The organism is Desulforhabdus sp. TSK (assembly GCF_022836495.1).
GTDB lineage: Bacteria > Desulfobacterota > Syntrophobacteria > Syntrophobacterales > Syntrophobacteraceae > Desulforhabdus.
Map to the genome: position 1 here is coordinate 71,180 of NZ_BQXM01000006.1, position 12,699 is coordinate 83,878.

General features: G+C 57.0%; 18 protein-coding genes. 9 read left to right on the forward strand and 9 right to left on the reverse strand.

Annotation, left to right across the window (positions count from 1 at the left end):
* Positions 1–3: 3 nt before the first annotated feature.
* The 5 genes from MWC30_RS05390 to MWC30_RS05410 all read right to left on the reverse strand — a co-directional run bounded on the left by MWC30_RS05390 (position 4) and on the right by MWC30_RS05410 (position 3,263).
* Positions 4–525: a (Fe-S)-binding protein gene (locus MWC30_RS05390; RefSeq protein WP_244083134.1), complete on the reverse strand. Its 522-nt coding sequence runs from the start codon at positions 523–525 to the stop codon at positions 4–6.
* Positions 526–561: 36 nt separating this feature from the next.
* Positions 562–939, reverse strand: coding sequence for a putative zinc-binding protein (locus MWC30_RS05395; protein WP_244083135.1), 378 nt, complete (start codon positions 937–939; stop codon positions 562–564).
* A 112-nt stretch (positions 940–1,051) separates the two neighbouring features.
* Complete coding sequence (locus MWC30_RS05400; RefSeq protein WP_244083136.1) at positions 1,052–1,285, reverse strand: thioredoxin family protein; 234 nt, start codon at positions 1,283–1,285, stop codon at positions 1,052–1,054.
* 50 nt (positions 1,286–1,335) lie between these two features.
* Positions 1,336–2,721, reverse strand: coding sequence for a permease (locus MWC30_RS05405; RefSeq protein ID WP_244083137.1), 1,386 nt, complete (start codon positions 2,719–2,721; stop codon positions 1,336–1,338).
* 188 nt (positions 2,722–2,909) lie between these two features.
* Positions 2,910–3,263, reverse strand: coding sequence for a helix-turn-helix transcriptional regulator (locus MWC30_RS05410; RefSeq protein WP_244083138.1), 354 nt, complete (start codon positions 3,261–3,263; stop codon positions 2,910–2,912).
* Between the two features lie 236 nt (positions 3,264–3,499).
* Here MWC30_RS05410 and atpD point away from each other — a divergent pair, with 236 nt between their 5' ends.
* The 9 genes from atpD (at position 3,500) to MWC30_RS05455 (ending at position 10,379) form a co-directional block, all read left to right on the forward strand.
* The gene (gene atpD / locus MWC30_RS05415; protein WP_244083139.1) at positions 3,500–4,897 is read left to right on the forward strand and encodes a F0F1 ATP synthase subunit beta; all 1,398 of its coding nucleotides are present in this window, start codon (positions 3,500–3,502) and stop codon (positions 4,895–4,897) included.
* Positions 4,894–5,289, forward strand: coding sequence for a F0F1 ATP synthase subunit epsilon (locus MWC30_RS05420; RefSeq protein ID WP_244083140.1), 396 nt, complete (start codon positions 4,894–4,896; stop codon positions 5,287–5,289). The genes atpD and MWC30_RS05420 overlap by 4 nt, the downstream gene beginning before the upstream one ends.
* A complete protein-coding gene (locus tag MWC30_RS05425) occupies positions 5,276–5,599 on the forward strand; it encodes an AtpZ/AtpI family protein (protein ID WP_256461221.1) in 324 nt (107 codons plus the stop codon). Before MWC30_RS05420 ends, MWC30_RS05425 begins: the two co-directional genes overlap by 14 nt.
* 161 nt (positions 5,600–5,760) lie before the next feature.
* Positions 5,761–6,072, forward strand: coding sequence for an ATP synthase subunit I (locus MWC30_RS05430; protein ID WP_244083142.1), 312 nt, complete (start codon positions 5,761–5,763; stop codon positions 6,070–6,072).
* Complete coding sequence (locus tag MWC30_RS05435; protein ID WP_244083143.1) at positions 6,069–6,776, forward strand: F0F1 ATP synthase subunit A; 708 nt, start codon at positions 6,069–6,071, stop codon at positions 6,774–6,776. The genes MWC30_RS05430 and MWC30_RS05435 overlap by 4 nt, the downstream gene beginning before the upstream one ends.
* Before the next feature lie 4 nt (positions 6,777–6,780).
* Positions 6,781–7,059 carry a F0F1 ATP synthase subunit C gene (locus tag MWC30_RS05440; protein ID WP_244083144.1) on the forward strand — a complete coding sequence of 93 codons (279 nt, stop codon included), beginning with the start codon at positions 6,781–6,783 and terminating at the stop codon, positions 7,057–7,059.
* 3 nt (positions 7,060–7,062) lie between these two features.
* Entirely contained in the window at positions 7,063–7,929 is an 867-nt protein-coding gene (locus MWC30_RS05445) for a hypothetical protein (RefSeq protein ID WP_244083145.1), read from the forward strand.
* Between the two features lie 13 nt (positions 7,930–7,942).
* Entirely contained in the window at positions 7,943–9,493 is a 1,551-nt protein-coding gene (locus MWC30_RS05450) for an alternate F1F0 ATPase, F1 subunit alpha (protein ID WP_244083146.1), read from the forward strand.
* A complete protein-coding gene (locus MWC30_RS05455; protein WP_244083147.1) occupies positions 9,480–10,379 on the forward strand; it encodes a F0F1 ATP synthase subunit gamma in 900 nt (299 codons plus the stop codon). Before MWC30_RS05450 ends, MWC30_RS05455 begins: the two co-directional genes overlap by 14 nt.
* Before the next feature lie 12 nt (positions 10,380–10,391).
* Here MWC30_RS05455 and MWC30_RS05460 read toward each other — a convergent pair whose 3' ends face one another.
* The 4 genes from MWC30_RS05460 to MWC30_RS05470 form a co-directional block, all read right to left on the reverse strand.
* On the reverse strand, positions 10,392–11,261 hold the full coding sequence (locus MWC30_RS05460) for a universal stress protein (RefSeq protein ID WP_244083148.1): 870 nt from the start codon (positions 11,259–11,261) through the stop codon (positions 10,392–10,394).
* A 35-nt stretch (positions 11,262–11,296) separates the two neighbouring features.
* A complete protein-coding gene (locus tag MWC30_RS05465) occupies positions 11,297–11,740 on the reverse strand; it encodes an arsenate reductase ArsC (RefSeq protein WP_244083149.1) in 444 nt (147 codons plus the stop codon).
* Between the two features lie 136 nt (positions 11,741–11,876).
* Positions 11,877–12,068, reverse strand: coding sequence for a (2Fe-2S)-binding protein (locus MWC30_RS22520; RefSeq protein ID WP_256461222.1), 192 nt, complete (start codon positions 12,066–12,068; stop codon positions 11,877–11,879).
* A gap of 65 nt (positions 12,069–12,133) precedes the next feature.
* A complete protein-coding gene (locus tag MWC30_RS05470; protein ID WP_244083150.1) occupies positions 12,134–12,652 on the reverse strand; it encodes a permease in 519 nt (172 codons plus the stop codon).
* Positions 12,653–12,699 lie beyond the last annotated feature (47 nt).

Here is a 12,699-nt window from a genome sequence, read left to right on the forward strand (position 1 = left end):
AATTCAATCGAAATGAAACTGCCCCAGGTAATCGCTGAGCTTCGCTTTTCCTTCCTCACTCAACGGTGGACAGTCCTCGGGACCTTTCCCTCCCTCGGCCACCTGGACGGCAAAAACCATGCATGTGGGCTGTCCGCATTCCCCGCAGTTGGTTTTGGGAAGGAGCTTCAAGATATCGATCACCTTAGGCTTGGGCGCTCCCTCGAATTTGGGCTCGATCTCGCCACGGCGCTCCCATGCGTCGTTGATTTCCTGCTTCATCCATTGGATGATTTTCTCGCCCTCCGCCTCGTCACGCAGAGCGTTGACACAGATCATCCTGGGGTGGACCGCGATGAGTTTTCCATGAACCTTGAAGGAGACGGAAGGAGGGTCTTTGAGATACTGAAACCCTCCCAACACGGAATTGAGGTAGGGAATCACCTCGGTGATGTCTTGGTTGAGGTGAGCAATGTAGTGGACGGATTCGGCCTCGGGCCTGCACTCGGGGCGGACGATTTCCTTGCGGTAGCCTTTGAGCAACATGGGGCACCTCCCGCCGCTCTGAATGTTTCTGATGGATCACACACTGCCGCATGCTGCCTTCGCGGCAGCCTTGACCTTGTCTATGTCAGCACGCTTGAGGCTCAATTCTTTATTTTTTTCGATGCCAAGCTCCGTCAGCACGATATAGGGCTTCATGGGGATTTCCGCATGCTCCAGCGTCTTCCTGACACAACCCTGCGGACACCCGTCGATGGCTACCATTCGAGGTACATCCTTCGCCGATTGAACAAACCCGTTAAGATGAGCGCCTATACCGGCCAAGCAGAACATCTTGCCGAGACCCTCCCGGGTCAGCTCGACGGCCACCTGGTTGGATACCTGGCCCACGTTGGAAGCTCCACTACACGCCAGGATCATGACATTTCCGCCGGGAGCACAACAATCTTCAAACATAGAGATCCTCCCTTACTCCCTTCATCGGTAGGTTGACTGTTGGAAGAGCAACTTTGTTAGGGTTTCGCGAAAAACGTCGCAGAGTTGCTCTTCAGCTTTTACTGAAGGGTCCTCATTTCTTTAGCCAGCCTTTCACTTCTTCCTTGGATGGCACCTTGCCGACTGATTTGACCTCACCATCAATCACCACGGCCGGTGTGCCAAAGACGCCGTATTCGCCAATTTTCAAGATGTCGGTGACTTTTTCCACCTGGGCGTCCACACCCGTCTCTGCGACGGCGTCCTTGACAGCCTTTTCCGTTTGCTGACATTTTGCGCAACCAGGACCCAATACTTTGATTTCCATTAAAAATCTCCTTTTAAGTTGGAATACCCCGCGTCACCATGACGCCAATTTCAGCCCGGATAATAATATCCAAAGACCATCCCGCAGAAGGTGGACATAACCACCACCAGGCACACATAAATGAACGTCTTCTTCGTGCCCATGACGCTTCGGATGACCAGCATGTTGGGAAGCGAAAGAGCCGGTCCGGCCAGGAGCAGCGCCAGCGCGGGTCCCTGCCCCATGCCCGACCCGATGAGCCCCTGCAGGATGGGGACTTCCGTGAGGGTTGCGAAATACATGAAAGCGGCCACGAGGGCGGAGAAGAAATTGGCGCCGAGAGAATTGCCTCCCACCAGATTGCTCACCCATTCAGAAGGAATGATCCCTTCGGTGCCCGGCTGTCCCAGGAGCAACCCTGCCGCCATCACACCACCCAGGAGGAGGGGCGTGATCTGCTTGGTGAAGTCCCAGGTCGCCATGAACCAGTCTTCGGTCTCGCCGCGGGTGGTGGTGATGAGAACGGTGAGGGAGACGATGCCGGCCCCGAAGGCAATGAGGGGCTCATGGGGAAAGAGAAAAGCCAAAGCCGCTATAGCGATCCCTGCAAGGACCACTTTGACCGTGTTCACTCGAAACCAAATGATCAACTCGATACCCAGGCAGACAGCAAAAGCTCCCGTCAGCCACCACTTGATTTGAAAGACCGCGTTCCAGAAGCCGACGGGGTCGGCAGGCTTGCCCCAGGTGGCCGAGATCAACAGCCCCACCATGGTGGCAAAATAGGTCACATTCTTCCAAAGGGGTCGATCAACTTCCACGGGAGGCATGTGTATAGCGGCCTGCACCTTCTCTTCTTCCTCCTTGATGAAGAAAAAATGCATGAGCAACCCGATAACCACGCTGAATGAGACGGCCCCAACCGCACGGGCAATGCCGATGGGTAGTCCAAGGATTCTCGCCGTAAGCACGATGGCCAGAATGTTGATGGCCGGGCCGGAGTAGAGAAAGGCGATGGCCGGCCCCAATCCAGCTCCCCGCTTCCAGATGCCGGCAAAAAGAGGTAGGACGGTACACGAACAAACCGCCAGGATGCTGCCCGAAACCGAGGCAACGCCGTAGGCGAGGGCCTTGTTGGCAGCCGGCCCCAGGTAACGCATCACCGCAGCCTGCGACACGAAGCAGGAAATAGCTCCCGCAATGAAAAAAGCCGGCACCAGGCAGAGCAGCACATGCTCCTGGGCGTACCACTTGACCAGAGACAGCGATTCCATCACGGCGTTGGTGAAGCGCTTGCTTTCCATGGGAAGGTAGAAGGCCACCAAAAACGCCCCGACAATCAGCGACATGGGAAGCCGGATGGTTTTCCAGTCGATGCGGCTTGGCGCCATTTCTTCCGCATTCTCCGCCGCATCCTCCTTCAACGGTTCTTTATGACCTACTTGAGCGTTGCCCATGACTGCCTCTCCTCGCTTTTCGGTTGAGTCCTCATTTGGACAAGATTTTCTTTTCACGGGCCTTCCCCATGGACGCCCCCCTCCACCTCTAAATTATATGTCGATCTATCTATGTATAGGCATTGAGTCGATCCGGCCTTCCTCAAACTCGCACACCTCTCGGATTTTTCCTTTTCCATAAGGGCCATTTATCTACCACCGGCACTGCCGAGGTTTTCCTCATAGATTGAAGAGGCCCGATCCATAAGCTGCAGGAATTCCTCATCATCCTCTAGCCAGTGCTTGAGATTGCCGAGCATGGATGCCGCGAAGGGACTGCTGCTCCCATCGCTGGGATAGTAATAAACCCAAAAGCCCTTCCTGCTACAAGCCAACAATCCGGCAAAACTAAGAACTTTCAGGTGATTGGACACCGTTGGCTGGGCAATGCCGAGGATCGATTGGAGCTCCTCGACACACATCGACCGGTGCTGAAGCAGTTTGACGATCTTCACTCGATTGGGCTCGGAAAAGGCCTTCATCACCTTGACGAACTCTTGCATGGGATTCCCTCCACAGATAAGTCATGATGAATATACATCCTAAATCGTCTATCGTCGATATAAAATTTTATTTTCGATGCCTGCGCTTTCGGCTTCGCGTTTACTTTAGAAAAATCAATGGGGTTCATGTGGACCTAAGACCTATTTTCACTTTGAAATCAAAAGGACGAAATGATATCTTTAAAAGCAAATATTGAAATACTTATTTAGAGTTTATTCGAGGTTTCAGTGCCGCGATGGAAGATCGAAGACCAGAATCAACCGAAGAGAACCTGGGTACGATTGTCTCAGTGCGCGGAAGCGTCATCGATGTCCGGTTTCCCGACCGGTTGCCGGCTCGCCACAGCCTGCTTCTGACTGGAGAACATCATGACGTGGTGATCGAGGTGCAAGGGCATCTCAGCTGGGACATGGCTCGCGGCATTGCTCTGACTCCTGCGCGAGGCACGGCTCAAGGGGCGGTGGTCCTGGACACGGGCAGGCCGTTGATGACGCCTGTGGGCCGTGGGTGCCTGGGGCGGATGTTCAATGTTTTCGGAAAAACGATCGACGGCGGAAAGCCGCCGGAGGATGTGGAATGGACTTCGGTCCATTGCGAGCCGGTGCCCCTCAGCGAGCGTGCGACCACCTCCGAAGTTTTTCTCACGGGCATCAAGGCCATCGATGTGCTCATGCCCCTGGAGCTGGGAGGCAAGGCTGGCCTCTTCGGCGGGGCCGGGGTCGGAAAGACGGTGCTCATCACCGAGCTCATCCATCACATGGTAGGGCATCATGAGGGGATCAGCATCTTTTGCGGCATTGGCGAGCGGTGCAGGGAAGGAGAAGAGCTTTACCGCGAGATGAGGGATGCCGGAGTCCTTGGAAATACCATCATGGTCTTCGGCCAGATGAACGAACCGCCCGGCGCGCGCTTTCGGGTAGGGCACGCCGCCCTGACCATGGCCGAATACTTTCGGGACCGGGCCAAACAGGATGTGCTGCTGCTCATCGACAACATTTTTCGCTTCATCCAGGCTGGCTCTGAAGTATCGGGACTGATGGGGCAGATTCCCTCGCGTCTTGGGTATCAACCCACCATGGCGACAGAACTGGCAGGGTTGGAAGAGCGCATCTCCAACACCAGGACCGGGGCTATCACTTCCATCCAGGCCGTTTACGTTCCGGCGGACGATTTCACCGATCCCGCCGCCGTGCACACCTTCGGGCATCTTTCGGCCTCTATCGTGCTTTCTCGAAAGAAGGCGGGAGAAGGGTTATATCCGGCCATCGACCCGCTGCAGTCCTCCTCCAAAATGCTGAGCCCGCTCATCGTGGGAGAAAGACATTACCGGACGGCCCAGGAGGTCCGCAGGACGCTGGCCACCTATGAGGAGCTCAAGGACATCATCGCCATGCTGGGTATTGAAGAACTTTCGGAAGAGGATCGCAAGGCGGTCTACCGTGCGCGCCGCCTGGAACGGTTTCTGACTCAGCCTTTTTTTACCACGGAACATTTCACGGGCATGGAAGGCAGGGCCGTAGGGTTGGCCGATGCTCTGCAGGGCTGCGAGAGGATATTGAACGACGAATTTTCGGACGCCCCGGAAAAGGCCCTGTACATGATCGGCCGGGTGGATGAGGCGCGCATGACATGAGACTGAAGATCCTGCTGCCCAGTCACATTTTTCTGGATGAGGAGGTTGATAAAGTGGTTGCGGAGGCTGAAAATGGCCATTTCTGCCTCCTGCCCCGGCACGCCGATTTTGCGGCCGCTCTCGTGCCGGGCATCCTTTCTTACCTTCCGGAGCAGGGAGAGGAATCTTTTGTGGCGGTAGACGAAGGGGTCCTCGTCAAATGCGGCCCCCAGGTTTTGGTTTCAACACACAATGCAGTGACCGGCCGCCGCCTGGGCGAACTGAGGCAGACCGTGGAGGATGTGTTCCGGCGTCTCGACGAGCAGGAGAAAAAAGCGCGCACCGCCCTGGCAAAGATGGAGGCCGAGTTTGCCAGGCGCTTTTGGGAGCTGGGAAAACATGGGAAGCCCTGACCCCTGTCAACATAAACCTGATGATGGCCGAAAACGCTTGAGCCGTGCCGTGGAGGTGAAGGAGCGACGCAAGGTATGCGCCAGGTGCGGGAAGAGCCGCGCTGTGTGGTTCGGGCTGGGTATGTTCGGCATGGTCGGCTGGGCCGTGGCCATCCCGACGGTGCTGGGGACCACGCTGGGAGTTTGGGTCGACCGCAGCTTCCCCAGCCGCTACTCCTGGACGATCATGGGGCTTTTGGTGGGTGTCATTCTGGGCTGTTTCAACGCATGGCACTGGGTGAAGCGTGAGAGCAGAGAAATCGGAGAATGACTCAAGCCGATGATTTCCGCAATTCAAATTGACGGACGCGGTAGGGCGGGGTTGCGTCCCCGCCAAACGGAGCCACAGGGTTGGCGGAGGCGCAACCCCGCCCTATCGTGAATCCGGATTGAAGCAGGAAAAAGCTCTCTTGGAATCATCGTAGAGGCATCATGACCATGAATATTTGGGAATATGCTCCGGCATTCATCGGTGGACTGGTGACGGGAAGCCTTTACTTCGGCGGACTCTGGTTGACGGTCCGACACGTCATTCACGCCCGCCGGCCGGCACTGATGCTATGGACAAGCTTCCTGGTGCGAGCCTCCATCGCACTGGCAGCGTTTTACGTCATCATGGGAGGAAACTGGCTGAGGCTAGCCGCCTGTATGGCGGGCTTCCTCTTGATGCGCCAGGTGCTCACATGGCGCCTTGGACCCGGCGGAAGTGCACCGTCACGCATGGGAAAAGGAACCCCCATATGAAGATCACTCCGGATCTCATCGTCCTCCGGCAGTGGGGACCCATCGGCATCAATGCGACCCTGGTGTTCACATGGCTCATCATGGCCCTCCTCGTGATCGGGTCCCGGTTGATAACTCGAAGGCTTGTCACTCACGGCAAAATGTCTCGCATGCAAAACCTTCTCGAAATCATCGTGACCTTCATCCGAAAGCAGATCAGCGATGTGGGCAACCAGGAGCCGGACCGATTCCTACCATTTATCGGCACGCTCTTCCTGTTCATCGCAGTATCCAATTTGTTGAGCATTATCCCTGGCTACCTGCCTCCGACGGGCTCCCTTTCCACAACGACGGCACTGGCGCTCTGCGTTTTTAAGGCCGTTCCCCTTTATGGAATCTCAACGCAGGGCGCCGTAGCCTATTTCAAGAATTATGCGAAGCCCTCCATTTTCATGCTGCCGCTCAATGTCATGGGAGAACTTTCCCGCACCCTTGCACTGGCGGTTCGCCTGTTTGGAAACGTCATGAGTGGGACCATGATCGGGGGAATCCTCCTCTCCGTCACTCCCCTGATCTTTCCCGTTGTCATGCAGGCCTTCGGATTGTTGACAGGCCTGATTCAGGCCTACATCTTCGCCATCCTGGCAACGGTTTTTATCTCGGCTGCGACTGAAGTTCAATCCCCGGGCCAGGCAAGCCAATCACATCAGGAAAAAGGAGAATGACACGATGGACAGTCTGACACTCATCGGCATGGTATCCATCTTCACCGCAGGCTTGACAATGGCTATCGGCTCCATCGCCCCCGCACTGGGAGAGGGGCGCGCTCTGGCGCAGGGACTGCTCGCCATTGCCCAGCAACCGGATGAGGCCAACAACATCACTCGGACCCTGTTTGTGGGCATCGCCATGGTGGAATCCACGGGTATTTATTGCCTGGTGATCGCCATGATCATCTTGTTTGCCAACCCCTTTTGGGACCACATGGTTTCGAAAGCAGGGGGATGACCGGTGCTCATCGACTGGTTCACCGTCAGTGCGCAAATCATCAACTTCCTGATCCTGGTGGCGCTGCTCAAGAGATTCCTCTACGGCCCCGTCATCAAGGCCATGGATGCACGGGAAGCCGGGATTGCCGCCCGTCTTCGCGAAGCGGAGGAGCATATCGCAGCCGCTGATGATGAGGCGCAGGCTTGGCGCGAGAAGAACCGCGATTTCGAGGCCAATCTTGCGGCAATGATGGAAAAGGCGGAGAAGGAGATGGAGGCCCGCAAAGGCGAACTGCTGCAAGAAGCTCGTGGAGAAGTGAAGGCCAGACTGACCGCTTGGCTGGAAGCGCTGAAAGGAGAAAAAGCCGCCTTTCTCAACGACGTGTTCCGTCACACCTCCGCTGCTTTCGTGCAGGTCTCCAGGAGCGCGTTGCGAAGCCTTGCCGGAGTCGAGCTCGAAAGGCAAATCCTGCAGGTTTTTGTAAAACGTCTCAGCGAACTTCCCGCGAACCCCTCGGAAACGGATGCGGCCCCGCTCCTTTCGCCGGGCTCACGGGTGGTCGTGACCAGCTCCTTTGAGATTCCACCGGATTTGCGGAGCGTGATCGAGCGCACCTGTCGGGAGAGTATGAGATGCGAGTGCCGGTTCCATTACGAGATATCGCCGGCCCTGCTCTGCGGCGTCGAGCTCCGGACAGGAAGTCTACGGGTTTCCTGGAACCTGGAGGAATACCTTCGCGATCTCGAGAAAAACCTCGACATCGAATTCGACGGGAGATTCAGCCTTCTGGCTGAAGACACCGACAGTATCAAACCGGATCGCTCTCCCGGCGGTCTTTCCCGAACCGATGTAGAAATACCAGCACAGAAGCATACTGCAACGAGCTAAAAGGCAGTCCATCATGTCCGATCCCCCAGGCCCATTGACGAGAATACTTGAAAGCGCCGCTAAGGCATTAGATCAGGCGATTGCCGGCACAGAGCCTCGTCTAAAAGTACAGCAATACGGCACGGTGCGCTCCATAGGGCACGGTATCGCCCGTGTTGAAGGGCTCCTGGGAGCACAGTCCGAAGAGTTGGTGCAGTTCGAAGGGAATTTTCCGGGCATGGTGCTCAACATCGATCCCCACGGAACGGGAATCATCTGCCTGGATCGAAACCCCCATCTCAATGCCGGGTCGAGGGTCTACCGGACCGGAAGTGTCCTGGATGTACCGGTGGGCACAGCCCTGCTGGGGAGGGTGCTGGACCCTCTGGGACGGCCGCTGGACCAGGGAGGTGAACTGCGCACCACCGAGCGCCGCCCTGTGGAGCGGGAAGCACCCGCCATCATGGATCGTGAACCCGTGACGGTCCCTCTTCAGACCGGCATCAAGGTCATCGATGCACTGATCCCCATCGGCCGGGGACAAAGAGAGCTGATTCTGGGGGACCGCCAAACGGGCAAGACTGCCATAGCCCTGGACACCATCATCAACCAGGCGGACAAGGACGTTGTCTGTGTCTACTGTGCCATCGGCCAGCGCGGCTCTTCCATTGCCAAAGTCATCGCCGATTTAAGGCATTACGGCGCCATGGGCTACACGATCGTGGTTGTGGCGGAAGGCGATGATCCACCGGGGCTGCAGTTCGTCGCTCCCTACGCGGCAACCTCCATGGGGGAATTTTTCATGGAGCAAGGGAGGGACGTTCTCATCGTCTATGATGATCTCACGCGCCATGCCATCGCCTACCGTGAGCTCTCCCTGCTGCTCAGACGTCCCCCGGGCCGTGAAGCATTCCCGGGCGATATCTTCTACATTCACGCAAGACTTCTGGAACGTTCGACACATCTTCGCAAATCGCTCAAGGGAGGGTCTCTCACGGCACTGCCCATCATCGAGACGGAAGCTCAGAATATTTCGGCCTATATCCCCACCAATCTCATTTCCATCACGGACGGACAGGTGTATCTCTCTCCCCTTCTGTTCCAGAAGGGCATCATGCCCGCCGTAGACGTGGGAAAATCGGTGTCCCGCGTGGGAGGCAAGACACAGCTCAATGCATACCGGGCAGTGGCGGGCGATCTGCGCCTCACGTATTCACAGTTCGAAGAGCTGGAAACATTCTCGCGCTTCGGCACGCGACTCGATGAGGCCACACGTCGAACGCTGGAGCACGGAAAAAGGGTGCGGGAGTCCCTGAAGCAGATCCAGTACGATGCCATCCCCGTGGTGGAGCAGATTGCCGTTCTGCTGGCGGTCAACGCCGGCCTGCTGGATGCCCTGCCCGTCGAGCAGGCGTCGCCGGCGGAGCAGGCCATCCGCCATGCAATGCGGGAAGGCTCACGGGAGCTTCACGCTCGCATCCTTTCGGGTGCCGTCTTCAGGCAGCAGGACCGTGAGGATGTCCTGTCCAGCGCCAGGAGGGCCATCCATCGCATGATCGAGAAGAGCTTCCATGGAAACGCTTGAGGAAATGCGCCGAAAGCTCACCAGCGCCGAGGACCTGCTCTCCGTCGTCAAGACCATGAAAGCCCTCGCCGCTGTGAGTATCCGCCAGTACGAGAAGGCGGTGCAGTCCATGGAGCTTTATGATCATGCGGTCCAACAGGCCCTGCGCATGGTCGCGTGGAAGGCACCCGGAGCCGTGAGCCGACAGCAAACGCCCTCGTTGGAGCACAGTCTCGCCATTGTCCTTGGGACCGATCAGGGGATGGTCGGTCCGTTCAACGATATTGTCGCGGCCCAGGCCGTGAAAGACGTCCAGTTCCTGGACCCATCGGGTGAACGTTTGACCGTGTGGGCGATGGGAATGCGCGTCAAGTCCAGGCTCGAGCGCATGGGGCATGCCGTCGGTGAGCTCTTTGACGTGCCCACATCGGTCACGGGCATTCATTCCGTGGTCCAGCACATGATCGTCCACATGGAAGCATGGCGGGCACAGACCCGAGACGGACAGGTCTTTCTGATTCACAATCTTCCCACGGGCGGTACCACCTACCAACCGCGCCGGGTGCAACTGCTCCCCTTGAACAGGGCATGGTTGAGCTCCCTGGCTCAAAGGAAATGGCCGTCCCGCTCTCTGCCCGTGATCACCATGGACCTCGCTCACCTGTTGTCCGCCCTGGTGCGACAGTTCTTGTTCGTGACACTGTACCGCTCCGTCGCGGAATCCCTCAGCAGTGAAAATGCAGGCCGGCTGGCCGCCATGCAGGTGGCTGAAAAAAACATTGCCGACCGGCTGGGCGAGCTTCGCTTGAGCTACCATCAGCAGCGTCAGAGCCTCATCACCGAAGAGCTCATGGATGTTATCTCGGGCTTTGAGGCACTGAGCGGAGATGGCGGACAGAAACCGTAGTACGAACGGGGTTCAAGCCGCTGGAGGAATCAGCAGGACCGGGCAAGGAGCAAGGCGCGAGATGTTGTAGGCCACACTTCCCAGGAAGATTTCAGACAGAAGGCTTTTCCCCTGCGCTCCCAGCAAAATGAGCGAAATATCCCCCTTCTTCACCAAATCCAGAGTGAGGGAAATGGGGTGCCCGTGGGAGATTTGGACGTTCACCTCGGAAATGCCGGCCGCGTGAAGTCTTTTCTCCAGGGCATCCATGGATCCACGCGCAGCCGACTCAGCCCACTCCAGGAAAGCGGGAGGAGTGGCCTCTTCGATCTCCAGAGCATGCAGCACGGTGACTCGGGACAGCCCCCTGGGTGCCAGGTACTCCAGGTACGCAACAGCACCCTCGGCCACCGACGAAAAATCCGTGGGGAAAAGCACATGCCGCAAAAGCTCCGTGGCGCGGAGCTGACAGGTGCTCCCCAGCCCCCCCGCCTCGAAATTCTTCACATTGATGAGGAAAACGGGGAACCGGGCATGATGCAGGAGAGCACTGGCCACAGACCCCAGGATCGCTTCCCGCCAGGCGGATTTGCCGTGAGAGCCCACGACAATGAGGGAAGCGCAGTGCTTCAGGGCAACATCATTGAGCGAATAGGCCGGCAGCCCTACCGGTGTTTCCACTTCGACCTCGAAGCCTTGAGCCTCCAGGCCAGCTTTCTGAGCATCCAACCTGGGCCGCGCCTCGGCCAGGGCGGCCGTATCCGTTCCCACCAGCCCCTTGGCGACCAACACGTGGGTGAGGACCACCCGCTTGCATCCCAATGCTTTGAACTCCCGGGCACACGCGATGATCGCATCCCAGTCGTTCGATAGATCCGTTGCCATCACCACTTTTTCAAACATGATGCTTATCCTCTCTTGGAGAATTCCACCATTTCTCATTCCATAAGCACCTTGGGGAGCCGCTCCACAAGCTGCCGGATCTCATCTCGCACACGCCGATAGTGACTCATGGCTTCTTCCTCCGTTTTGGCGCCGGCCGCCAGTGCGGGTGGATCATCGAATCCAAAATGCAGGACACGGGATTTGGCTGGAAAGACTGGGCAGGCCTGCTGGGCGCTGCTGCAGAGTGCCACCACATAATCGAAGTCCATATCCTCCAACATATCGACATACTTGGAGGTTTGCGCCGAAATATCCACCCCTGCCTCCGCCATGGCCCGAATCGCCCGAGGGTCTACCCCGTGAGGCTCAACACCTGCTGAATGGGCTTCGATCACGTCTCCTTTCAAGGAACGTGTCCACCCCTCTGCCATCTGGCTTCGGCACGCATTACCAGTGCATAGATAGAGGACCTTGATTTTTGATGTTTTTGTCTCCATACGAATGTTCACTTCCTCCATGAAGAACCCGTAACTTGCTTTTTATCTACGAGTTGAGCAGCTACTGTGATCCATCACCCTGCCGACCGCCGACTAACGGCTCCTGACCCAGGAGCCATTGAATCTCTCGGGAGCATCACCTCCGCCTGGGATTTAATTCCTTGCATCTCTCCACGGTACAAGCACCGGTCGTGGCCTTGACGTCTTGAAGGCTTCGGGCTCCCTCTCGCATCGCTTGTAATATTTGCCCTTTGATGACGCCGGCGCAGTAGCACACCACTTCCTCCGAAGGAGCCGTCAGGATATTTTCAGTGAAGGCATCTTCCATACTTTAACCTTGTTGAAACGACAGTCTCCAATGATCGCCCATTGGAGCACTCGATTCCCTTGCTCTCAGATGAGCATGTTGAACAGATACCCCACAAAGAGAATCCCCGTACCCACCACTCCAAAAAAAGTAGCGATGAGAGTGGGTTTGAGCACCTTTCGCAGGATAATAGCTTCCGGAAGTGACAGAGCGATGACAGCCATCATGAATGCCAGGACCGTCCCCAGGGATTCGCGTTTGCCGGCCAGGATCTTTCGGGTACGCTCAGGCGTGAAAAAGGAGCGCAGGATACCCACCGCAAAAACCACCAGCGTCAAAAGCATGAGCACTTTTGGGGTATCGTAGACGAAAAATTCTACCGCACTGCCGAAATGGCTCTCCGGCGACAGATCGAGCAGGGTGTACGTGAGAAATTTGGAAAAGGGCGCCAGACTGCTGTAAATCAGCCACCATATCACCAGGGCCGGAACGCTCAGCACGAGATACCGCATCATCTGTGACCTGGGCTCGCTTTCGCAGGCCTCGCCCGAGATCAATTCCGCTCTTGCCGCACAACAGCAGCCTTTCTCTTCATTGGCTTTCATCTTGAATTCCTTATGGTCTTCAAAAACCTAATCAACGGTGGCGCTCT